Origin of the sequence: Rehaibacterium terrae, assembly GCF_014202935.1 — a bacterium.
In the GTDB taxonomy this organism is placed as follows: domain Bacteria; phylum Pseudomonadota; class Gammaproteobacteria; order Xanthomonadales; family Xanthomonadaceae; genus Rehaibacterium; species Rehaibacterium terrae.
On the sequence record NZ_JACHHX010000017.1, the window covers coordinates 20,790 to 40,941 of the forward strand.

17 protein-coding genes are annotated in these 20,152 nt (G+C 70.1%); 13 read left to right on the forward strand and 4 right to left on the reverse strand.

Annotated elements, in window-relative coordinates; translation table 11 throughout:
* The first annotated feature begins 29 nt into the window (after positions 1–29).
* Complete coding sequence (gene dksA, locus HNQ58_RS10940) at positions 30–1,001, forward strand: RNA polymerase-binding protein DksA (protein WP_183948961.1); 972 nt, start codon at positions 30–32, stop codon at positions 999–1,001.
* Positions 1,002–1,137: 136 nt separating this feature from the next.
* On the opposite strand, the gene HNQ58_RS10945 is transcribed toward dksA, so the two are convergent.
* The 3 genes from HNQ58_RS10945 to cysS are packed head-to-tail and all read right to left on the reverse strand — an operon-like array spanning position 1,138 to position 4,723.
* Complete coding sequence (locus HNQ58_RS10945; RefSeq protein WP_183948962.1) at positions 1,138–2,889, reverse strand: DUF885 family protein; 1,752 nt, start codon at positions 2,887–2,889, stop codon at positions 1,138–1,140.
* Between the two features lie 17 nt (positions 2,890–2,906).
* Positions 2,907–3,353, reverse strand: a complete 447-nt coding sequence (locus tag HNQ58_RS10950; RefSeq protein ID WP_183948963.1) for a SufE family protein — start codon at positions 3,351–3,353, stop codon at positions 2,907–2,909.
* Positions 3,350–4,723, reverse strand: coding sequence for a cysteine--tRNA ligase (cysS, locus tag HNQ58_RS10955; RefSeq protein ID WP_183948964.1), 1,374 nt, complete (start codon positions 4,721–4,723; stop codon positions 3,350–3,352). Before cysS ends, HNQ58_RS10950 begins: the two co-directional genes overlap by 4 nt.
* A gap of 161 nt (positions 4,724–4,884) precedes the next feature.
* Here cysS and HNQ58_RS10960 point away from each other — a divergent pair, with 161 nt between their 5' ends.
* From HNQ58_RS10960 to HNQ58_RS11015, 12 genes are all read left to right on the forward strand, one after another.
* Positions 4,885–5,436 (forward strand): glycine zipper 2TM domain-containing protein, encoded by a 552-nt coding sequence (locus HNQ58_RS10960; RefSeq protein WP_183948965.1) that lies wholly within the window; start codon positions 4,885–4,887, stop codon positions 5,434–5,436.
* A 281-nt stretch (positions 5,437–5,717) separates the two neighbouring features.
* On the forward strand, positions 5,718–6,722 hold the full coding sequence (locus tag HNQ58_RS10965; protein ID WP_183948966.1) for an N-acetylornithine carbamoyltransferase: 1,005 nt from the start codon (positions 5,718–5,720) through the stop codon (positions 6,720–6,722).
* Between the two features lie 100 nt (positions 6,723–6,822).
* A complete protein-coding gene (locus tag HNQ58_RS10970) occupies positions 6,823–8,064 on the forward strand; it encodes an argininosuccinate synthase (RefSeq protein WP_183948967.1) in 1,242 nt (413 codons plus the stop codon).
* Positions 8,065–8,181: 117 nt separating this feature from the next.
* On the forward strand, positions 8,182–9,264 hold the full coding sequence (locus HNQ58_RS10975; RefSeq protein ID WP_183948968.1) for an acetylornithine deacetylase: 1,083 nt from the start codon (positions 8,182–8,184) through the stop codon (positions 9,262–9,264).
* Positions 9,265–9,329: 65 nt separating this feature from the next.
* Positions 9,330–10,637 (forward strand): acetylglutamate kinase, encoded by a 1,308-nt coding sequence (locus tag HNQ58_RS10980; protein WP_183948969.1) that lies wholly within the window; start codon positions 9,330–9,332, stop codon positions 10,635–10,637.
* 24 nt (positions 10,638–10,661) lie between these two features.
* The gene (locus HNQ58_RS10985) at positions 10,662–11,267 is read left to right on the forward strand and encodes a GNAT family N-acetyltransferase (RefSeq protein ID WP_183948970.1); all 606 of its coding nucleotides are present in this window, start codon (positions 10,662–10,664) and stop codon (positions 11,265–11,267) included.
* Positions 11,260–12,222 (forward strand): N-acetyl-gamma-glutamyl-phosphate reductase, encoded by a 963-nt coding sequence (gene argC / locus HNQ58_RS10990; protein ID WP_183948971.1) that lies wholly within the window; start codon positions 11,260–11,262, stop codon positions 12,220–12,222. Before HNQ58_RS10985 ends, argC begins: the two co-directional genes overlap by 8 nt.
* A complete protein-coding gene (argH, locus tag HNQ58_RS10995; protein ID WP_183948972.1) occupies positions 12,219–13,517 on the forward strand; it encodes an argininosuccinate lyase in 1,299 nt (432 codons plus the stop codon). The genes argC and argH overlap by 4 nt, the downstream gene beginning before the upstream one ends.
* Before the next feature lie 66 nt (positions 13,518–13,583).
* Entirely contained in the window at positions 13,584–15,716 is a 2,133-nt protein-coding gene (gene rlmKL / locus HNQ58_RS11000; RefSeq protein WP_183948973.1) for a bifunctional 23S rRNA (guanine(2069)-N(7))-methyltransferase RlmK/23S rRNA (guanine(2445)-N(2))-methyltransferase RlmL, read from the forward strand.
* A gap of 70 nt (positions 15,717–15,786) precedes the next feature.
* Complete coding sequence (locus tag HNQ58_RS11005; protein ID WP_221301271.1) at positions 15,787–16,407, forward strand: class I SAM-dependent methyltransferase; 621 nt, start codon at positions 15,787–15,789, stop codon at positions 16,405–16,407.
* Positions 16,408–16,509: 102 nt separating this feature from the next.
* Complete coding sequence (locus HNQ58_RS11010; protein ID WP_183948975.1) at positions 16,510–17,364, forward strand: pirin family protein; 855 nt, start codon at positions 16,510–16,512, stop codon at positions 17,362–17,364.
* Positions 17,365–17,621: 257 nt separating this feature from the next.
* Positions 17,622–19,445 (forward strand): DUF885 domain-containing protein, encoded by a 1,824-nt coding sequence (locus HNQ58_RS11015; RefSeq protein ID WP_183948976.1) that lies wholly within the window; start codon positions 17,622–17,624, stop codon positions 19,443–19,445.
* 177 nt (positions 19,446–19,622) lie between these two features.
* On the opposite strand, the gene HNQ58_RS11020 is transcribed toward HNQ58_RS11015, so the two are convergent.
* Positions 19,623–20,150: a phosphatase PAP2 family protein gene (locus HNQ58_RS11020; RefSeq protein WP_425504176.1), complete on the reverse strand. Its 528-nt coding sequence runs from the start codon at positions 20,148–20,150 to the stop codon at positions 19,623–19,625.
* Positions 20,151–20,152: the final 2 nt, after the last annotated feature.

Here is a 20,152-nt window from a genome sequence, read left to right on the forward strand (position 1 = left end):
TCTCGACTCCACCACCAGGGAATTCCGACGTGGCTGCGAAGAAACCCGCGAAGAAGGCCGCCAAACCGGCCAAGAAGGCCACCAAGCCGGTTGCCAGGAAGACTGCCGCCAAGCCGGCCGCCAAGAAGGCCACGAAGCCCGCGGTCAAGGCGACGAAGGCGAAGGCGCCGGTCAAGAAGGCGCTGCCGAAGACGAAGGTCACCCCGGTCAAGGCGCCGGCGAAGAAGGCCGGCAAGTCTGCCCAGCCGGTTGCGAAGAAAGCCACGGCATCGTCCGCGAAGAAAGCCACGGGCACAGTCAGGAAGGCTTCCGGGAAACAGGTCAAGCCAGCCAGTCCGACGCCCGGCAAGACGATGAAACCGGCCGCGGCGCCGGTCCCGCCGAAGAAGGCCGCCGCCAAGCCCGCCGCCCCGGCCAAGCCGGTCGGCAAGATCGAGACCAGGCCGGCTCCAGCCACACCGCCGGCGACCAAGCCGGAACCCGTTGTCCGCGCCGGCCCCAAGGCCGTGGCCGCCAAACCCGAACCCAAGAAGGACGCCGCCCCCAAGCGTCCGGTGAAGATCGTGAAGTACCAGACAGACGAAAACGGAAGGCCCATCCTGCCGCCGGGCTACAAGCCCTCGCCGGATGAGGAGTACATGAACCCGCTTCAACTGGAGTACTTCCGCCAGCGTCTGCTCGCCTGGCGCGAGGAACTGATCGAGGAGTCCAAGCAGACCATCGAAAATCTCAGGGAAGAGGTGCGCGACGTCGGCGACGAAGCCGAGCGCGCCACCCGCGAGACCGAGAACTCGCTGGAGCTGCGCACCCGCGATCGCTACCGCAAGCTGATCAACAAGATCGACAGCACGCTCCGGCGCATCGACGAGGGCGAGTACGGCTATTGCATCGACACCGGTGAGGAGATCGGCCTGGACCGTTTGGAGGCGCGGCTGACCGCCGAGCGCACCATCGACGCGCAGGAGCGCTGGGAGCATCTTCAGAAGCAGATGGGCGACTGATCCGTCGCCATCCGTCGCCTGTCCTCCGCGGTATCGAGAGCCCCGCATCGGCGGGGCTCTCGTGTCTGGAGCGGGGAAAAGGACCGGCCGGGGCGAGGGCGCTGTCCTGCGCCCTGCCGGGAGCTTGCGTGGGGCCTCAGCGACCGAGGTCGTAGAACCGCCAGTTCGACTTGAAGTCGGCCGCCGGCGCCTCACCGCGCAGGCGCGCGCGGACCATCTCCACCGGCATCACGCCGCCCTGCAGGATGCGGTCGTGGAAGTCGCGGTTGCTCATCCGGCCCGACTGCACCAGCTCGCGGTGCAGTTCGCGGAACTGCAAGCCACCGAGCATGTAGGCGGCCTGGTAGATCGGCGGATAGTCGCCGGCGAAGCTGCGACGCACCTCGGCGGCGGCGTTCTCGCGTTCGTGACCGTTGGCGACCAGCAGGTCGATGGCCTGCTGCGGCGTCATCTGCCCGAGGTGGAAGCCAAGCGAGAACTGGATGCGGGCGGCCCGGTGGGCGCGCCAGAACAGCATGCCGATCCTGTCCTCGGGCGTCCTGGCGAAATCCAGGTCGTACAGCAGGAACTCCCAGTACAGCGCCCAGCCTTCGGTCCAGAACGGCGTGCGGAACAGGTTGCGGTGCGGCTGGTAGCGCTGGTTCATGAAGTGCTGCAGGTGATGACCGGGGATCAGCTCGTGGTGCACCACCGCGCGCGAGAAGTGGCGGTTGTTGCCGCGCAGGCTCATCAGTTTCTTCTCGTGCGGCATGGTGCTGGTGGGGAAGGCCACCCACACGTCCACGCCGCCGAGGAAGAACGGCGCCTGCAACTGCGCCTGGGGGCTGAGCATGTTCATGCGCCAGTCGCGCTTGGACAATTCGGGCACGGTGACCAGCTCGTTGGCTTCGAGGAAGGCCACGGCTTCCTCGGCCAGTTCCCTCACCAGCCGCGGCTGTTCGCCCGGCGCCGGGTGGCGGGTCTTGACGTACTCCAGCGCCTGCCGCCAGTCGTCGTAGCCCAGCTCGCTGGCGGCCTTGCGCATCTCCTCCCGGCACCAGGCCAGCTCGCGCTCGGCGAGGCGGATCAGCTCCTCGGGCGTGTACGGGATCATCTCGTAGGCGAGGTCGGCCAGCAGCGCCTCGCGGCCGATCGGGTCGCCGATGATGGCCTCGGGGTCGCTGGCGCCGGCCAGTTTGTCGCGCAGCGCCTGCGCGTACTCGGCCATCACCTTGTCCAGTCCCTCGTAGGGCTGGACGATCCACCAGGTGACCTGCGGATCGTAGTCGGCGTAGAAGTCGCGCCAGGCCTTGAGCGACTCGCGGCTGCGGTCGAGGATGGCGGCGGCGCGGTTGGCGACCACCGGGCGCACGCCGGGCGCGGCGCGGGCGCCGTCCTTCTTCACCGCGTCCAGTCGCGCGGCAAGCGCGACCCTGGCCCGCTCCAGCACGTCGGCGCTGGCGCGGCCATCCTGGTAATCGAGCGCGCGGCGCGCTTCCATCAGGGCGATCAGCGCATCGACCTCCGGCAGCAGCGCGGCCGCCTCGACGTAGCGGCGGGCCTCGAAGTCGAGCTGCTTGAGCCGGTGCTCCAGCGTGCGCGTGAACAGCAGGTGGTCGATGCTGTCCTCGATGCCGAAGCCGCTCGTGTCCATCGCCCGCACCCGGGTCAGCCAGCCGGAGTACAGCTCGCGCAATGCCGCTTCGCGGCGCAGGCCGTGCTGGATGTCATTGACGTGCTCGACGCTGCGCAGGTCGCTGGTGAAGCGCTGGATCAGCGGCGCCATCCGTTGCGTCTGCACCGGAACCGTGTCGAAGTCCGGCACGAGCGAGGGCTGGGCGGCGATCAGCGACGGGCAGGCGAGGGCGACCGTCAGGGCGAGGGCGGTGAGACGGGGCATCTTGGGCATCGATGGGTTTCCTCGGCTCAGGCGGCGGCCGGCATCTGCCGGGCACGCTCCTGGATGAAGGCGAGCAGCGCGGCCAGGCCGTTGCTGCGGGTGGGCGAAAGATGCTTGGCCAGACCGATGTCGGCAATGTAGTCCGGGCGGGTCGCGAGGATCTCCTCCGCGCTGCGGCCGGAATAGACGCGCAGCGCCAGGTAGATCAGTCCGGAGACGATGGCCGAATCGCTGACGGCATGGAAGTGCAGGCGGTCGCCCTCGACCTCGGGCACGATCCAGACCATCGACTGGCAGCCGTGCAGGCGGTGTTCCTCGGTCTTCCAGTCTTCCGGGAAGGGCGGCAGCCGGCGGCCGAGGTCGATCAGGTACTGGTAGCGCTCGGACCAGTCGCCGAAGAAGCCGAACTCCTCGGCGATGGCGCGCTGGGCCTCGGCGGCGGTGGGTTCGAGGGGAAAGTGCCGGTTGCTCATCCCGCGCGCCTCCAGCGCACACCCTGCGGCGTGTCTTCGAGGATGATGCCTTGTGCTGCGAGTTCGTCGCGTATGGCGTCGGCGCGGGCGAAGTCGCGCGCCTTCTTGGCGGCCGCCCGCTCGTCCACCAGCGCCTGGATGCGACTGTCGTCGTCGCGGCTGACACCACGGCCGAACCACTCCGCAGGATCCTGCCGCAACAGCCCCAGCAGTTGCCCGGCACCGAGCAGCTCGGCCTTCAGGCGGCGGCGGTCGTCGGCGCTCCCGGCCTTGCGCGCCTCGCCGGCGATGCGGGCCAGCTCGGCCAGCGCCGCGGGGGTGTTGAGGTCGTCGCAGAGCGCGGCCTCGACCGCTTCGGGCACGACCGGCGTGCCGGCCTCGACGTCGCCGAGGTCGCGCAGGGTGCCGTACAGGCGGTCGAGCGTGCGCACGCTCTGTTCGATCAGCGCATCCGACCAGTCCAGCGGCTGGCGGTAGTGGGCCGAGAGCAGGGCATAACGCAGCGCTTCGGGCGGATGCTGGCGGACCAGGTCGTGCACGCGCTGGATGTTGCCCACCGACTTGGCCATCTTGGCGCCGCCGAAGGTCAGCATGCCGTTGTGCAGCCAGTAGCGGGCGAAGGTCTTGCCGCCATGGGCGCAGGTGCTCTGGGCGATCTCGTTCTCGTGGTGCGGGAACTGCAGGTCGACGCCACCGGCGTGGATGTCGATCGTCTCGCCCAGGTGGGTGGCGCTCATCGCCGAGCACTCGATGTGCCAGCCGGGCCGGCCGCGGCCCCAGGGGCTGTCCCAGCCGGGCAGGTCGGGCGTGGACGGCTTCCACAGCACGAAGTCGCCCGGGTCGCGCTTGTACGGGGCGACCTCGACGCGGGCGCCGGCCAGCATTTCCTCGGGGTCGCGGCGCGAGAGCCGGCCGTAGTCGGGGTAGGTGGCGACCGCGAACAGCACATGGCCTTCGGCGGCGTAGGCATGGCCGGAGGCGATCAGCCGCTCGATCATGGCGATGATCTGCGGGATGTGGGCGGTGGCATGCGGCTCGATGTCGGGCGGCTCGACACCGAGCGCGGCCATGTCCTCGCGGTAGGCGGCGGCGTAGCGCTCGGTGATCGTCGCGATCGGCACGCCCAGCTCGGCAGCGGCCCGGTTGATCTTGTCGTCGACGTCGGTGATGTTGCGCGCATAGACCACGCCGCCATAGCGCCGCCGGAGCAGATTGGCCAGCACGCCGAACACGACCGGCGGGCGGGCATTGCCGATGTGCACGTAGTTGTAGACGGTCGGCCCGCAGACATACATCGTCACCCGGTTGGGGTCGAGCGGGACGAAGGTTTCGGTCTGCCGGGTCAGGCTGTTGTAAAGACGCAGGTCCATGCGGGGCGGGGCGGGGGAGCGGAAACCTGAAGTCTACCAATCGTCGCCCCGGCTTTAACGGAATCCTAAAGCGGGGGTTCAGTCTGCCGGTGCTGGAATGTGACCGTGTCCAGGCGTGCGCGGCCCCCCGGGGTGGCGCGCCGTCCCCCAGGAGTGCCCGCATGAAGTCCATCCACGCCATCGCCCTGCTGAGCCTGCTTCCCTTCGCCGCCGCCGCCCAGCCGGCAGCGGCGACGAGCGCGAGCGAGAACGTCAGCTACGCCTACGCCCAGGTGCTCAGGGTGGATCCGGTCTACGAGCGGGTGATCCTGACCCGGCCGGAGGAGCGCTGCGAGGAGGACGTGGTCTACGAACGCGTCGATGGCGGCAACCGCGCGGCCGGCACCGTGATCGGTGCGGTCATCGGCGGCGTGGTCGGCAACCAGGTCGGCAAGGGCAGCGGCCGTCGTGCCGCCACGGTGGCCGGCGCCATCGCCGGTGGCGCGATCGGCGGCAACATCGGCGAAGCCCAGGGCGCCAACGGTCGCGAGGTGCGGCCGGGCTGCCGTCTGGTCGAGGTCGAGCGCGAGGAGCGCCGGCTGGCCGGCTACGACGTCGAGTACCGCTACAAGGGCGACGTCTACATGTCACGCCTGGACCACGACCCGGGCGACCGTCTGCGGATCCGGGTCAGCGTGGCGCCGGTCGCCGACGACTACCGCGGCCAGCGCTGAAAGCCCAGCGCCACCGTCCCGGCCCGTCCCCCGCATCGTTGCGCCGACCGGGACGCTGTGCCACACTTCGCGCCCCATGACGACCCCGTGCGCCGACGCCGACATCCTGACCTCCGCCCGCATGGCGGCGGGGATGACCTCGCGCGCGCGCCGACCGAACCCGCCAATGTAGCTGGGTAACGGCATCGTCGTCTTCGTGTCTCGAAAACCCAGCCTCGCGCTGGGTTTTCGCGTTTCTGGCCCCGCCATTCCCGCACCGCCCTCCACCACCGGAAGCCGCCATGAAGCATTTCCTCAACACCCAGGACTGGTCCCGCGCCGAGCTCGACGCCTTGCTCGCCCAGGCGGCCGAATTCAAGCGCTCGAAGTTCGGCGACCAGCTCCGCGGCCGGACCATCGCACTGGTGTTCTTCAACCCCTCGCTGCGCACCCGCACCAGCTTCGAGATCGGCGCGTTCCAGCTCGGCGGCCACGCGGTGGTACTGGCGCCGGGCAAGGATGCCTGGCCGATCGAGTTCGACCTCGGCACGGTCATGGATGGCGAGGCCGAGGAGCACATCGCCGAGGTGGCGCGGGTGCTCAGCCGCTACGTCGACCTGATCGGCGTGCGCGCCTTCCCGAAGTTCGTCGACTGGTCGCAGGACCGCGAGGACCGCGTGCTCAAGGGCTTCGCCAGGTACGCCACGGTGCCGGTCATCAACATGGAGACCATCACCCACCCCTGCCAGGAGCTGGCCCACATCCTCGCCCTGCAGGAGCACTTCGGCACCACCGACCTGCGTGGCAAGAAGTACGTGCTGACCTGGACCTACCACCCCAGGCCGCTCAACACCGCCGTCGCCAACTCGGCCCTGACGATCGCCACCCGCATGGGCATGGACGTGACCCTGCTGTGCCCGACCCCCGAGTACGTGCTCGACGAGCGCTACATGGAGTGGGCGCGGCGGAACGTCGCCGAGAGCGGCGGCAGCCTGCAGGTCAGTCACGACATCGAAAGCGCCTACCGCGGCGCCGACGTGGTGTACGCCAAGAGCTGGGGCGCGCTGCCGTACTTCGGCAACTGGGGTCCGGAAAAGCCCATCCGCGACGCCCACAAGCACTTCATCGTCGACGAGGCCAAGATGGCGCTGACCAACAACGGCGTTTTCAGCCACTGCCTGCCGCTGCGCCGCAACGTCAAGGCCACCGACGCGGTGATGGACTCCCCCAACTGCATCGCCATCCATGAGGCCGAGAACCGGTTGCACGTGCAGAAGGCGGTGATGGCGGCGCTGGCGCACCAGTGAGCGGACAGCGGTGAGCGGAGAAATGCCGCTCGCCGGTGATCGCTGATCCCGCTGTCATCCCGAATATCCCAATCAATCGAATACCGGCCGGACTACGCTCATGACCACTCACCAATCACCGCTGACCGCGGACAACAAAGACATCGTCCTCGCCTTCTCCGGCGGCCTCGACACCAGCTTCTGCATCCCCTGGCTGAAAGAGCGCGGCTGGACGGTGCACACCGTGTTCGCCGACACCGGCGGCGTCGATGCCGCCGAGCGTGCCTACATCGAGGCGCGCGCAGCCGAGCTCGGAGCGGCCTCGCACATCACCGTCGATGGCGGGCCGGCGATCTGGGACGGCTTCGTGGTGCCGTTCGTGATGGCCGGCGAGGGTTACCAGGGCCAGTACCCGCTGCTGGTGTCCGACCGCTACCTGATCGTCGAGGCCGCGCTCCGGCGCGCCGCCGAGCTGGGCACGCGCGCCATCGCGCACGGCTGCACCGGCATGGGCAACGACCAGGTCCGCTTCGACCTGGCGGTGAAGGCGCTGGGCGATTACCGGATCGTCGCGCCGATCCGCGAGATCCAGAAGGAGCACACCCAGACCCGCGCCTACGAGCAGGCCTATCTGGAAGCGCGCGGCTTCGAAGTGCGCGCCAAGCAGAAGCGCTACACCATCAACGAGAACCTGCTCGGCGTGACGCTGTCCGGCGGTGAGATCGACCAGTGGCAGGCGCCGGGCGAGGGCGCGCGCGGCTGGTGCGCGCCGCGCGCCGAGTGGCCGGCACAGCCGCTGCGGGTGCGGCTCGGCTTCGAGCGCGGCGAGGCGGTGTCGCTGGACGGCGAACGCCTGCCCGGTGCGCAACTGCTCGCGAAACTCAACGGCCTGTTTGCGCAGTACGGCGTCGGTCGCGGCCTGTACACCGGCGACACCACCATCGGTCTCAAGGGCCGCATCGTGTACGAAGCCCCGGGACTGAGCGCCCTGCTCGCCGCGCACCGGGCGCTGGAGGAAGCCGTACTGAGCAAGCAGCAGAACCGCTTCAAGCCCGAGGTCGCGCGCAAGTGGGTGGAACTGGTCTACGAAGGCTTCTTCCACGATCCGCTCAAGACCGACCTGGAGGCCTTCCTGCGTTCCAGCCAGGCCTGCGTCAACGGCGTGGTGACGCTGGAGACGAGCGGCGGCCGCGTCGACGCGGTGGCGGTCGAGTCCCCGCACATCCTGCACGCCAAGGGCGCCACCTACGCCCAGTCGGCCGACTGGGGCGTGGCCGAGGCGGAGGGCTTCATCCGGCTGTACGGGATGAGCTCGACGCTGTGGGCGGAGGTGAATCGTGGGCCGGTAACCGGTAACCGGTAACCAGGAGCCAGTGGTGCGGCGGTGCTTTCGTCGGCGATCGAGTCTTGTCTCCCCCGCAATCGTTTTCCGGTTACCGATTACCGGTTCCCGGTTACCAACCACCCCGTGAAGACGAACATGCTCGAGCGAGTCCTCCAACATCTCGAAGCGCTTGTCGCCTTCGACACCCGCAACCCGCCACGCGCCATCGGCACCGGCGGAATCTTCGACTACGTGCGTGAGCACCTGCCGGGCTTCCGCATCGAGGTCACCGACTTCGGCGCCGGGGCGGTGTCGCTGCTGGCGGTGCGCGGCAGCCCGAGCCGGCTGTTCAACGTGCACCTGGACACGGTGCCATCCTCGCCGGAGTGGAGCGCCGACCCGCACCGGCTGCGCGTCGAGGGCGGCCGCGCCATCGGCCTGGGCGCCTGCGACATCAAGGGCGCGGCGGCGGGCCTGCTCGCGGCGGCGGCAGAGACGCGGGGCGATGCCGCCTTCCTGTTCAGCAGTGACGAGGAGGCCAACGACGCGCGCTGCATCGCCGGCTTCCTCGCCGGCGACCACGGCTTCCGCGAGGCCATCGTCGCCGAGCCGACCGGCTGCGAGGCGGTGCTGGCACACCGCGGCATGAGCGCGGTGCGGATGGCCTTCCGTGGCCGCGCCGGCCATGCCTCTTCGGCCGATGCGCTCGACGCCAGTGCGTTGCACCAGGCGATGCGCTGGGGCGTGAAGGCGCTCGACCACGTGCAGGGCTGCAGCCACCTGCGTTTCGGCGGCCTGACCGGGCTGCGCTTCAACATCGGCAAGGTCGAGGGCGGCATCAAGGCCAACGTGATCGCACCGGCCGCGGAAGTGCGTTTCGGCTTCCGTCCGCTGCCCTCGCAGGACATGGACGCGCTGCACGCCACCTTCCGCGGTCTCGCCGACCCGGCCGCGCTGGCCGAGTACGAGGAGACCTTCCGCGGGCCGCCACTGCCGGCTGGCGATGTCGCCGCGGCCGAAGCACGCCGCCTGCAGGCACGCGACCTCGCCGACGAACTCGGCCTGCCGGTCGGCAACGCGGTGGATTTCTGGACCGAGGCCTCGCTGTTCTCGCGCGCCGGCCTCACCGCCATCGTCTACGGCCCCGGCCACATCGCCCAGGCGCATACCGCCGACGAGTGGGTGGCGCTGGACCAGCTCGAAACCTACGCCCAGTCCGTGAAGCGCATCCTCACCTGACCTGCCTTCCCCACGGCAGGAGCGGCGGCCGCCGCTCCTGCACAGTCGCCCCAGACACCACGAACATGACCGACCTCCGCCCCACCATCGTCCGGCTGCTCTCCAACATGGCCAGCGCCAAGGAGATCCAGCAGTACCTCAAGCGCTTCTCCCAGCTCGACGCCGCGAAGTTCGCGGTGGTGAAGGTGGGCGGCGCGATCCTGCGCGACGACCTCGACGCGCTGGTGTCCTCGCTGGCGTTCCTGCAGCAGGTCGGTCTGACCCCGATCGTGCTGCACGGCGCCGGCCCGCAGCTCGACGAGACGCTGGCCGCCGCCGGCATCGAGAAGCGGACCGTCGACGGCCTGCGCGTGACCACCCCGGAGACGCTGGCGATCGTGCGCCGGGTGTTCCAGCAGGAGAACCTGCGGCTGGTCGAGGCGCTGCAGGCGGTGGGCGTGCGCGCCACCTCGATCCAGTCGGGCGTGTTCGAATCCGACTTCCTCGGCCGCCGCAAGTACGGCCTGGTCGGCAAGGTGGTGAACGTGCACACCGCCGGCATCGAGGCGGCGATCAAGGTGCGCTCGATCCCGGTCATCGCCAGCCTCGGCGAGACCGCCGGCGGGCAGATCCTCAACATCAACGCCGACTGGGCCGCCAACGAGCTGGTCAAGAAGCTGCAGCCGTACAAGATCGTCTTCCTCACCGGCACCGGCGGCCTGCTCGACGGCGACGGCAACATCATCGACTCGATCAACCTCAGCACCGAGTACGACGAGCTGATGTCGCAGCCCTGGCTGCACTCGGGCATGAAGGTGAAGATCGAGCAGATCCACGACCTGCTGATGCAGTTGCCGCCGTCCTCGTCGGTGTCGATCACCCGCCCCGACGAGCTGGCCAAGGAGCTGTTCACCCATCGTGGTTCGGGCACGCTGGTGCGGCGCGGCGAGAAGATCCGCTGCGTCACTTCGTGGAAGAAGCTCGACCTGAAGAAGCTCAAGCTGTTGATCGAGTCCGGCTTCGGCCGCAAGCTGGCGCCCGACTACTTCGAAAAGACCGTGCCCTACCGCGTCTACGTCAGCGAGCACTATCGCGCCGCACTGATCCTGACGCGCGAGAACGGCATCCCGCACCTGGACAAGTTCGCCGTCAGCGACGATGCCCAGGGCGAGGGACTGGGTCGTGCCGCCTGGCAGGTGATGCGGGCCGAGAACCCGCGGCTGTTCTGGCGCTCGCGGCCGGAGAACACCGTCAACGAGTTCTATTTCTCCGAGGCCGACGGCTGCATCAAAGGCGAGAAGTGGAACGTGTTCTGGTACGGGCTGGAGCGCTTCGACGACGTGCGCTACGCCGTCGAGCACTGCCGCGCCCGCCCGGCCACGCTGAAGAACTGAACCCCGGCACCGGAGTCGCCCCCCATGTCCGCATGGCTGCAACCACTCACGCTGAAAGGACGGCACGTCAGCCTGGAACCGCTGTCGCCCGCGCACGCGCCGGCGCTGGCGTTGGCCGCCGCCGACGGCGAGCTGCATCGGCTCTGGTATACCTCGGTGCCCGGGCCGCACGAGGTGGAGGCATACGTGCAAAAGGCGCTGGCACAACAGGACGCCGGCTTGGCGCTGCCGTTCGCCGTGCGCGATGCGCAGGGCGACATCGTCGGCAGCACGCGCTACTGCAACGCCGACGCGGCCAACCGTCGGGTCGAGATCGGCTACACCTGGTACGCCAGGCGCGTGCAGCGCACCGCGCTCAACACCGAGGCCAAGCGCCTGTTGTTGGCGCACGCCTTCGAAACGCTGGGCTGCATCGCGGTCGAGTTCCGCACCCACTGGCACAACCGCCGGTCGCGCGAGGCCATCGCCCGGCTCGGCGCGAGGCAGGACGGCGTGCTGCGCAACCACATGATCATGCCGGACGGCACGTACCGCGACACGGTGGTGTTTTCGATCATCGCATCCGAATGGCCGACCGTGCGGCGCGGCCTCGACTGGCGACTGGAGCAGGGAGGGCGCGGCGATGCGTAAGTCCCTGGGCATCGTCGGCGCGCGCGGCCATGTCGGCGGCGAGTTGATCCGGCTGCTCGCCGGCCATCCCGGCTTCACGCTGGCCTTCGTGTCCTCGCGCGAGCTGGCCGGGCGGCCGGTGAAGGATCACGTCGCCGGCTTCGACGGCGAACTGGCCTTCGAGAACCTCGATCCGGCCGCAGTGGCGGGGAAGGGCGCCGATGCCGTGGTGCTGGCCCTGCCGAACGGCAAGGCTGCGCCCTATGTCGCCGCCATCGAGGAGGCCGCGCCGGAGACGGTGATCATCGACCTCTCCGCCGATTACCGCTTCGACGACGGCTGGCATTACGGTCTGCCCGAGCTGACCCGCAGTCACGGTGTCGGAACGACGCGCATCAGCAATCCCGGCTGCTACGCCACCGCCATGCAGCTCGCGCTGGCACCGATGCTGGGCGACCTCGACGGGCCGGCGCAGTGTTTCGGCGTCTCCGGCTACAGCGGCGCGGGCACCACGCCCTCGGACAGGAACGACCCGGACAAGCTGCGCGACAACCTGATGCCGTACTCGCTGGTCGGTCATGTGCACGAGCGTGAAGTGAGCCGTCGGCTCGGGCACCCGGTGGAATTCCTGCCGCACGTGGCGCCGCATTTCCGCGGCCTGACCATCACCGCCAACCTGCATCTGTCGCGGCCGTTCGTGCTCGACGAGGTCAAGGCACGCTACCGCGAGCGCTATGCCGGTGAACCGCTGGTGCGGGTGATCGACGAGGCTCCGTGGGTGAGCGCGATCGCCGGCCGCCATCACGTCGAGATCGGCGGTTTCGCCCTCAGCGAGGACGGCCGCCGCCTGGTCGTCGTCGCCACCGAGGACAATCTGCTCAAGGGCGCGGCGACGCAGGCGCTGCAGAATCTCAACCTCGCCTTCGGCTTCGACGAGCTGACCGGCATTCCCGTGGAGACCGCAGAGCGGCCATGAGCGACCTGATCTGGCAGAAACCCGGCATCAAGATCGACCAGCGCATCCAGCGCTTCCTCGCCGGCGAGGACGTGGCGCTGGATCGCGTGCTGTTCGTTCACGACATCCGCGCAAGCCGCGCCCATGCCGAAGGGTTGGCGCGGGTCGGCATCCTCTCCACCGACGAATGCGAGGCGCTGTGCCGTGAGCTGGACGCGTTGGCGCAGGACTGGGCCGAAGGCCGCTTCGTGCTCGACGAACGCTACGAGGACGGCCACTCCGCCATCGAGGCGCGGCTGATCGAGCGTCTGGGCGACGTCGGCCGCAAGATCCATACCGGCCGCAGCCGCAACGACCAGGTGCTGGTCGCCAGCCGGCTCTACCTGCGCGACGCGCTGGCCGCGCTGCGTGAGGCCTGCGTCGCCATCGCCGACACCGCGCTCGAGCGCGCGCGCGTCGAGGCCATGCAGCCGCTGCCGGGCTATACCCACCTGCAGCGGGCGATGGTCGGCTCGGCCGGCATGTGGTGGGGCGGCTGGGTCGAGGCCTTCATCGACGACGCCGTGCTCGCCGCCGACACGGCGCGCTGGGTCGATGCCAACCCGCTCGGCTCGGCCTCCGGTTACGGCGTCAATCTCGCGCTCGACCGCGACCACACCACGCGGGCGCTCGGCTTCGGGCGCCTGCAGGTGGCGGCCACCTATGCCCAGCTCTCGCGCGGCAAGTTCGAGCTGCAGGCGCTCACGGCGCTGTCGCAGGCGCTGCTCGACCTGCGCCGGCTGGCCTGGGACCTGAGCCTGTTCACCACCGCCGAGTTCGGTTTCGTCAGGCTGCCGCCGGAGTACACCACCGGCTCCTCGCTGATGCCGAACAAGCGCAACCCGGATCTGGTCGAGCTGCTGCGTGCCAGCTACGCCGTGGTGGCGGGGGCCAAGGCCGAGATCGAGCAGATGCTGTCGCTGCCCTCGGGCTATCACCGCGACCTGCAGTTCAGCAAGGGGCCGTTGCTGCGCGCCTTCCGCCACGGCCTGGACGCGCTGGCGCTGGTGCCGGACCTGCTGCGCGGCCTTCAGTGGAACCGCGAGGCCATCGCCGCGGCGATGGAGCCGGGCCTGTTCGCCACCGACAAGGCGATCGAGCTGGCCGCCGCCGGCGTGCCGTTCCGCGAGGCCTACCGCATCGCGGCCAGCGAGCCGCTGCCTTCGTACGGCGCCGACCCCGACGCCAGCCTCGCCGCGCGTGTCTCGCCCGGCGCGGCGGCCGACCTGCGGCTGGACACGCTGGCCGCGCGGCTGGCGGCGCTGCGCGCGGGCTGACGGTCGCCGCGCGCGCGCCGCGCCTGTAGGCTGTCGGCCCCGCCCACCCCACGACCGCGAGACGCCGTGAAGTTCTTTTTCCCCTGCGCCAAGGGCCTGGAATACCTGCTGGTCGACGAACTGCTGGCGCTGGGCGCCACACGGGCCAGCGCGGCGGTGGCCGGTGTGAACGCCGAGGGATCGGTGGAACTGGCGTATCGCGTCGTGCTGCACTCGCGGCTGGCCAGCCGCGCGCTGTGGCCGCTGGCCGAGTTCGAGTGCGCCGACGAAGCCGCCCTGTATGCCGGCGTGCGCGCGCTGGACTGGTCGCGCCATCTCGCCGCCGACGGCACGCTGGTGGTGGACGCCAACGTTTCCGGCGCCGGCATCACCCATGCGCGCTTCGCCGCGCAGCGGGTCAAGGACGCCATCGTCGACCGGTTCCGCGAGCAGGGCGGCGTGCGGCCCTCGGTGGATGCCGAATCGCCCGACCTGCGTCTGAACCTGGTGGTCCGCAAGGGGCGTGCGGTGCTGTCGGTCGATCTCGGCGGTCCGTTGCACCGGCGTGGATGGCGCCGTGCGCAAGGCGAGGCGCCGCTGAAGGAAAACCTCGCCGCCGCCATGCTGATCCGTGGCGGCTGGCCGAAGGCATACGCCGAGGGTGGCGGCTTGCTCGACCCGATGTGCGGCGCGGGCACGCTGCTGATCGAGGGCGCGCTGATGGCGGCCGATGTCGCTCCCGGTCTGGCGCGTCATGGCGACGCCATGCCGACGCGCTGGCGCGGCTTCGACTCGGCGCTGTGGCAGCGGCTGGTGGACGAGGCGCGCGAGCGCGAGCGCGCCGGCCGCGCCGCGCTGCGGCCGGTGTGCTTCGGCCGCGACCGCGACCCGCAGGCGATCCGCGCGGCGATGGCGAATGCCGAGGCGGCCGGCGTGGCCGAGGCGATCCACTTCGAGTGCGCCGACGTGCGCGAACTGGCCGCACCCGGCCCGGCGCGTGGCGTCGTGGTCTGCAACCCGCCCTACGACGAGCGCCTCGCCGCCGACCCGGCGCTGTACCGCGACCTCGGCGACGCGCTGCGGCGCGCCGTGCCGGACTGGCGCGCCGCGCTGCTGTGCGGCGACCGCGAACTGGCCTTCGCCACCGGCCTGCGTGCGAACAAGACCTACACGCTGTTCAACGGCGCGCTCGAATGCGCACTGATCGTCTGCGACCCGATCGCCGTGCCCGCGCGCGCGCCGCGCGAGGACAAGCCGCTGAGCGAAGGCGCGCAGATGGTCGCCAACCGGCTGCGCAAGAACCTGCGCAAGCTCAAAGGCTGGCGCGAGCGCGAAGCCGTGAGCTGCTACCGCGCCTACGACGCCGACCTGCCCGAATACGCCGCCGCAATCGATGTCTACACCGAGGACGGCGGCGAAGAGCGCGTCTTTCTCCACATCCAGGAGTACGAAGCGCCGCGCGAAATTCCCGAGGCCGATGCCCGCCGCCGCTTCGGCGAACTGGTGCGCGCCGCGGCCGAGGTGTTCTCGGTGCCGCGCGAGCGGATCGCGCTCAAGACCCGTGCCCGCGGCAAGGGCGGCAGCAAGTACGGCCGTTTCGACCGGCGCGGCGAGTTCATCGTGGTGCGCGAGGGGGCGGTCAGGCTGCGGGTGAACCTGTTCGACTACCTCGACACCGGGCTGTTCCTCGACCACCGCCCGGTGCGGCTGCGCATCGCCCGCGAGGCCGCCGGCAAGCGCTTCCTCAACCTGTTCTGCTACACCGGCGCGGCCAGCGTGCATGCGGCGATGGGCGGTGCGGCGCAGACCACCAGCGTGGATCTGTCGGCCACCTACCTGGAATGGGCCGCCGCCAATCTCGCGCTCAACGGCTGCGCCGGCCAACGGCACCGGCTGGTGCAGGCCGACGCCGTGGCCTGGCTGGAGGCCGAGCGCGGCGAGTACGACCTGATCTTCTGCGACCCGCCGACCTTCTCCAACTCGGCCCGGGCCGAGGATTTCGACGTCCAGCGCGAGCACGTGCGCCTGCTGCGCGCGGCGGTGGCCCGGCTGGCGCCGGATGGCCTGCTGATCTTCTCCAACAACTTCCGCCGCTTCCGGCTGGACGAGACGGCGGTGGGGGAGTTCGCACAGGTGCGCGAGATCAGTCCGGACACGATCCCGCCCGATTTCGCCCGCAATGCCCGCATCCACCGCTGCTGGGAGCTGCGGCGGCGCTGAGGCGGTGCTGAGACGGCGATTCCCGGCGGGACTTCCGCCCGACCCGGTCCCCGGGGTTATGCTTGGGGCCATGGATTCGCATCCCAGCCCCCTTCGCGACGAGCCGCTCGGCTGGACTTTCTTCCGCCAGTGGCTGAAGAGCCCGCTGTCGATCGCCGCCATTTCCCCGTCCAGCCGCCAGTTGGCGCGGCAGATGGTGGCCGAGTTGCCGGTCGATGCGCGCCGCGTGATCGAGCTGGGCGGCGGCACCGGCGTGATCACCCAGGCCCTGCTCGACCACGGCATCGCTGCCGACCAGCTGCTGGTGCTCGAACTCAACCCCGAACTGCACGACCACCTGCGCCGACGTTTCCCGCAGGTGGCGGTGGCCTGCGCCGATGCCTGCGACCTGCCGGAGGTGGCCAGGCGCGCCGGCCTGCTCGCCGACGGGCCGGCGGATGCGGTGGTGTCGGGGCTCGGCATGCTGTCGATGCCGCGCGCCACCCAGCGCCGCATCCTGCAGGCCGCCTTCGACGTGCTGCGGCCGGACGGCCGTTTCATCCAGTTCACCTACGGCCCGGCGGGCCCGGTGGCGGGCGAGGTGGTCGCGGATCTCGGGCTGGTCGCGCGCCGCGGCAATCTGGCCTGGTGGAACATCCCGCCGGCGACCGTGTACGTCTACACACGCCGTACGGACCGCTCGCCGGCCTGAGCGCGACATCGTCGCCGTGCTGCAACGCTGGATTCCAGCCGAGAACCTGTCGATTGCCGGCACCGCCCCCACATCGAGGGCATCCTGTTGCCGGAGACCACGATGAGCACCGCCGCTTCCATTCGAGCCGTCCGCCGCATCCAGCGCGGCCTGCCCACCTCCGACGGCGCGGGCGTCAAGCTCACCCGCGTGATCGGCACGCCGCAGTTGCCCGACCTCGACCCGTTCCTGATGCTCGACGAGTTCGGCACCGACAGGGCCGAGGACTACATCGCCGGCTTTCCCGACCATCCGCACCGCGGCTTCGAAACCGTCACCTACATGCTCGATGGTCGCATGCGCCACCGCGACAACCACGGCAACGAGGGCCTGCTCACGCCCGGCGCGGTGCAGTGGATGACCGCCGGGCGCGGCATCGTGCATTCGGAAATGCCCGAGCAGGAGGAGGGCCGCATGCGCGGCTTCCAGCTGTGGGTGAACCTGCCGGCCAAGGACAAGATGACCGCGCCGCGCTACCAGGAATTCGGCCCCGACCGCATCCCCGAGGTGCGGCCGGCCGAGGGCGTGCGGGTGAAGGTGATCGCTGGCGCGGTCGACGGCGTGGTCGGCCCGGTCGCACAGCCGGCCACCGACCCGACCTACCTCGACGTGCATCTCGGTGCCGGCGCACGCTTCGAGCACACGCTGCCGGTCGGGCACAGCGCGTTCGTCTACGTCTACGAGGGCGGGGCGCGGGTGGGCGAGGGCGGCAGCGCCGCCACCGTGAATGCACACGAACTGGCGGTGCTGGGCGAGGGCGAACGCGTGCGGGTCGAGGGCCGGGCGGCCGACACCCGCCTGATCCTGGTCGCCGGTCGCCCGCTGCGCGAGCCGGTGGCGCGCTACGGCCCGTTCGTGATGAACACGCGCGAGGAGATCATGCAGGCCTTCGCCGACTATCAGGCGGGGCGGTTCTGACCCGCCGCCGGCGGATGCCGCAGACGCCTTGACGGTGGGCCAGGCCTGGGCCGCGGCCGGAAACGCGATGCGGCGAGCGGATGGGAAACCGGGAAAGCCCGCGGGATCGCGGGCGGCATGCGCTCCCGTTTCTCCCCCCGTATCCCGCGCTTCCGGCTCGCGGCCCCGCCGCCCCGCAGGGAAGAGGATGACTTTCGGGCCTGTCGGCGACCCGCCGCCGTGCTAGTTTGCCGACTTTCCGGACCGGGGATGCGGCGATGAGGAAGGCGCTCAAGTGGAGTCTGCGCGGGCTCGCGCTGGTGTTCGTGCTGGCGGCGTTGCTGGTCGTCCATACCCTCTGGTTCAAGCCGCTGAAAATCGAGTGGTTCTTCGAGCGCGTCTTCGTCGAGTACGCGCTCAAGGATCCCGAACTGCTGTCCAGCCTGCGCATCCTGCCCGGCTGGCTGGACTTCCACAGCGGCAAGCTCACCGACCGCTCGCTGGCCCGCGAGGCCGCGATGAGCCGCAAGCTGCACGCCGACCTCGCCACCCTGCGCCGTTACGACCGCGGGCGGCTCGACGAGCAGACCCGGATGTCCTACGACATCCTGGAGTTCTTCCTCGCCAACCAGGTCGACGGCGAGCCCTACCGCCACCACAACTACCCGCTGAACCAGCTGTTCGGCGTGCAGAACGGCATCCCGACCTTCCTCGCCACCCAGCACCCGGTCGACAGCCGGCGCGACGCTGACAACTACCTGGCGCGGCTGGCGGCGATCCCGACAGCGTTCGACCAGGTGATGGATGGCCTGCGGCTGCGCGAGGACAAAGGCATCCTGCCGCCGCGCTTCGTGGTCGAGAAGGTGCTGGCGGAGATGAACGGCTTCGTCGGCGCGGCGCCGGAGGAGAACATCCTCTACACCTCGTTCGCCGAGAAGCTGGCCAAGCTGCCGGCCGGGACGCTGGACGAGGCCGCCCGCGAGCGCCTGCTGGGCGAGGCACGCCGGTTGATCGCCGAGCGGGTCTATCCGGCCTACCAGATGTTCATCGACTACTACGACGGCCTGCTGCCGCGCGCCCGCGGCAACAACGGCGTGTGGGAGTTGCCCGACGGCGCCGGCTTCTACGCCTGGTCGGTGCGCAGCAACACGACCACCGACATCAGCGCCGACGAAGTGCACGAACTCGGCTTGGCCGAGGTGGCGCGCATCGAGGCCGAGATGGACGCCATCCTGCGCGGCGAAGGGCTGGAGGAGGGCAGCATTGGCGAGCGCGTGCAGGTCATCGCCAAACGCGAGGACCAGCTCTATCCCGACAGCGACGCCGGCCGCCAGCAGATCATCGACGATTTCCAGGCCATCATCGACGAGGCCGACGCCAGCCTCGACGAATACTTCGACGTGCGGCCGCGGATCGGTGTGCGGGTCGAGCGCGTGCCCGAGTTCCGCGAGAAGACCGCGCCCGGCGCCTACTACACCACCCCCGCCTTCGACGGCTCGCGGCCCGGCATCTTCTACATCAATCTGCGCAGCACCGACGAGATCGCCCGCTTCGGCATGCGCACACTGGCCTACCACGAGGCGATCCCCGGCCATCACTTCCAGCTCGCGATCCAGCAGGAACTGACCGGCGTGCCGACCTTCCGCAAGATCCTGCCGTTCACCGCGTACGCGGAAGGCTGGGCGCTGTACGCCGAGCGCGTGGCCTCCGAGGCCGGCTTCCATCCCACCCCGCTCGACGAGCTGGGCCGCCTGCAGGCCGAGATGTTCCGCGCCGTGCGCCTGGTGGTGGACAGCGGCATGCACCACAAGCGCTGGACCCGCGAGCAGGCCATCGACTACATGCGGGAGAAGACCGGCATGCCCGAGGGCGACGTGGTGGCCGAGATCGAGCGCTATCTGGTGTGGCCGGGCCAGGCGCTGGCCTACAAGGTCGGCATGAACCACATCCTCGCCCTGCGCGAGCAGGCGCAGGCCGCGCTGGGCGACAAGTTCGACATCCGCCGCTTCCACAACGTCGTGCTGACCGGCGGTGCGATGCCGCTGACGCTGCTGTCGCGGCGCGTGGAAGCGTGGATCGCGCGGGAGCAGGCCGGCGGCTGAGCCGGCTTTCTTCCCCACAGGGGCGGCGTCGGCCGCGACCGGGATGCCCGGAAACGGCAGCAGCCTTCGGCCACGGATCTGCGCGGATAGGCGCGGATAAGACTTTGAATCGGCTCCATCCGCGCTTATCCGCGGCGATCCGTGGCGGAATCTTCGCTGCTGCGTCCCGGTCGTGGCTTACGCCGCTCCCGCGATCGACAGCGACAGCATCGCCAGCACCAAGCCCACGCCCGTCGCCGCCAGCACGTCGCTGGGGTAGTGCAGGCCCAGCACCACGCGCGACACGCCGACGCTGACGGTGAACGGCAGCAGCAGCCAGGCCAGTGCCGGGTAGTAGGCGAGGGCGACGCCGGTGAAGGCCACCGCATGCAGCGTATGCCCGGAGGGGAAGCTGAACTCGTCCAGCGGCGGCACCAGCGCGCGGATGCGGCGGTCGCTGGCGAACGGGCGCGGGCGTTTGGTCCAGCGCTTGAGCAGCTTGTAGAGCGTGAGCGCGGCCAGCCCGGTGGCGGCCATATGCGTGGAGGCGACCAGCCCGGCGTAGCCGTCGGCCAGCACGATCGCGCCCATCAGCGCATACCAGAACAGGCCGTCGCCGAGCCGGCTGACCGCGGCGAAGCAGCGCCGCACCAGCGCGCGATGGCCCCAGCGGTTGGCGGCGATGGTCCAGCGGGTTTCGCGGTGGACGAAGGCGTGCGGGCGCATGT

Coding starts and splice junctions, on each gene's coding strand:
- HNQ58_RS10945 (WP_183948962.1), bottom strand. CDS start 2,889: ATGCCCAAGATGCCCCGTCTCACCGCCCTCGCCCTGACGGTCGCCCTC.
- HNQ58_RS10950 (WP_183948963.1), bottom strand. CDS start 3,353: ATGAGCAACCGGCACTTTCCCCTCGAACCCACCGCCGCCGAGGCCCAG.
- cysS (WP_183948964.1), bottom strand. CDS start 4,723: ATGGACCTGCGTCTTTACAACAGCCTGACCCGGCAGACCGAAACCTTC.
- HNQ58_RS10960 (WP_183948965.1), top strand. CDS start 4,885: ATGAAGTCCATCCACGCCATCGCCCTGCTGAGCCTGCTTCCCTTCGCC.
- HNQ58_RS10965 (WP_183948966.1), top strand. CDS start 5,718: ATGAAGCATTTCCTCAACACCCAGGACTGGTCCCGCGCCGAGCTCGAC.
- HNQ58_RS10970 (WP_183948967.1), top strand. CDS start 6,823: ATGACCACTCACCAATCACCGCTGACCGCGGACAACAAAGACATCGTC.
- HNQ58_RS10975 (WP_183948968.1), top strand. CDS start 8,182: ATGCTCGAGCGAGTCCTCCAACATCTCGAAGCGCTTGTCGCCTTCGAC.
- HNQ58_RS10980 (WP_183948969.1), top strand. CDS start 9,330: ATGACCGACCTCCGCCCCACCATCGTCCGGCTGCTCTCCAACATGGCC.
- HNQ58_RS10985 (WP_183948970.1), top strand. CDS start 10,662: ATGTCCGCATGGCTGCAACCACTCACGCTGAAAGGACGGCACGTCAGC.
- argC (WP_183948971.1), top strand. CDS start 11,260: ATGCGTAAGTCCCTGGGCATCGTCGGCGCGCGCGGCCATGTCGGCGGC.
- argH (WP_183948972.1), top strand. CDS start 12,219: ATGAGCGACCTGATCTGGCAGAAACCCGGCATCAAGATCGACCAGCGC.
- HNQ58_RS11005 (WP_221301271.1), top strand. CDS start 15,787: ATGGATTCGCATCCCAGCCCCCTTCGCGACGAGCCGCTCGGCTGGACT.
- HNQ58_RS11010 (WP_183948975.1), top strand. CDS start 16,510: ATGAGCACCGCCGCTTCCATTCGAGCCGTCCGCCGCATCCAGCGCGGC.
- HNQ58_RS11015 (WP_183948976.1), top strand. CDS start 17,622: ATGAGGAAGGCGCTCAAGTGGAGTCTGCGCGGGCTCGCGCTGGTGTTC.
- HNQ58_RS11020 (WP_425504176.1), bottom strand. CDS start 20,150: ATGCGCCCGCACGCCTTCGTCCACCGCGAAACCCGCTGGACCATCGCC.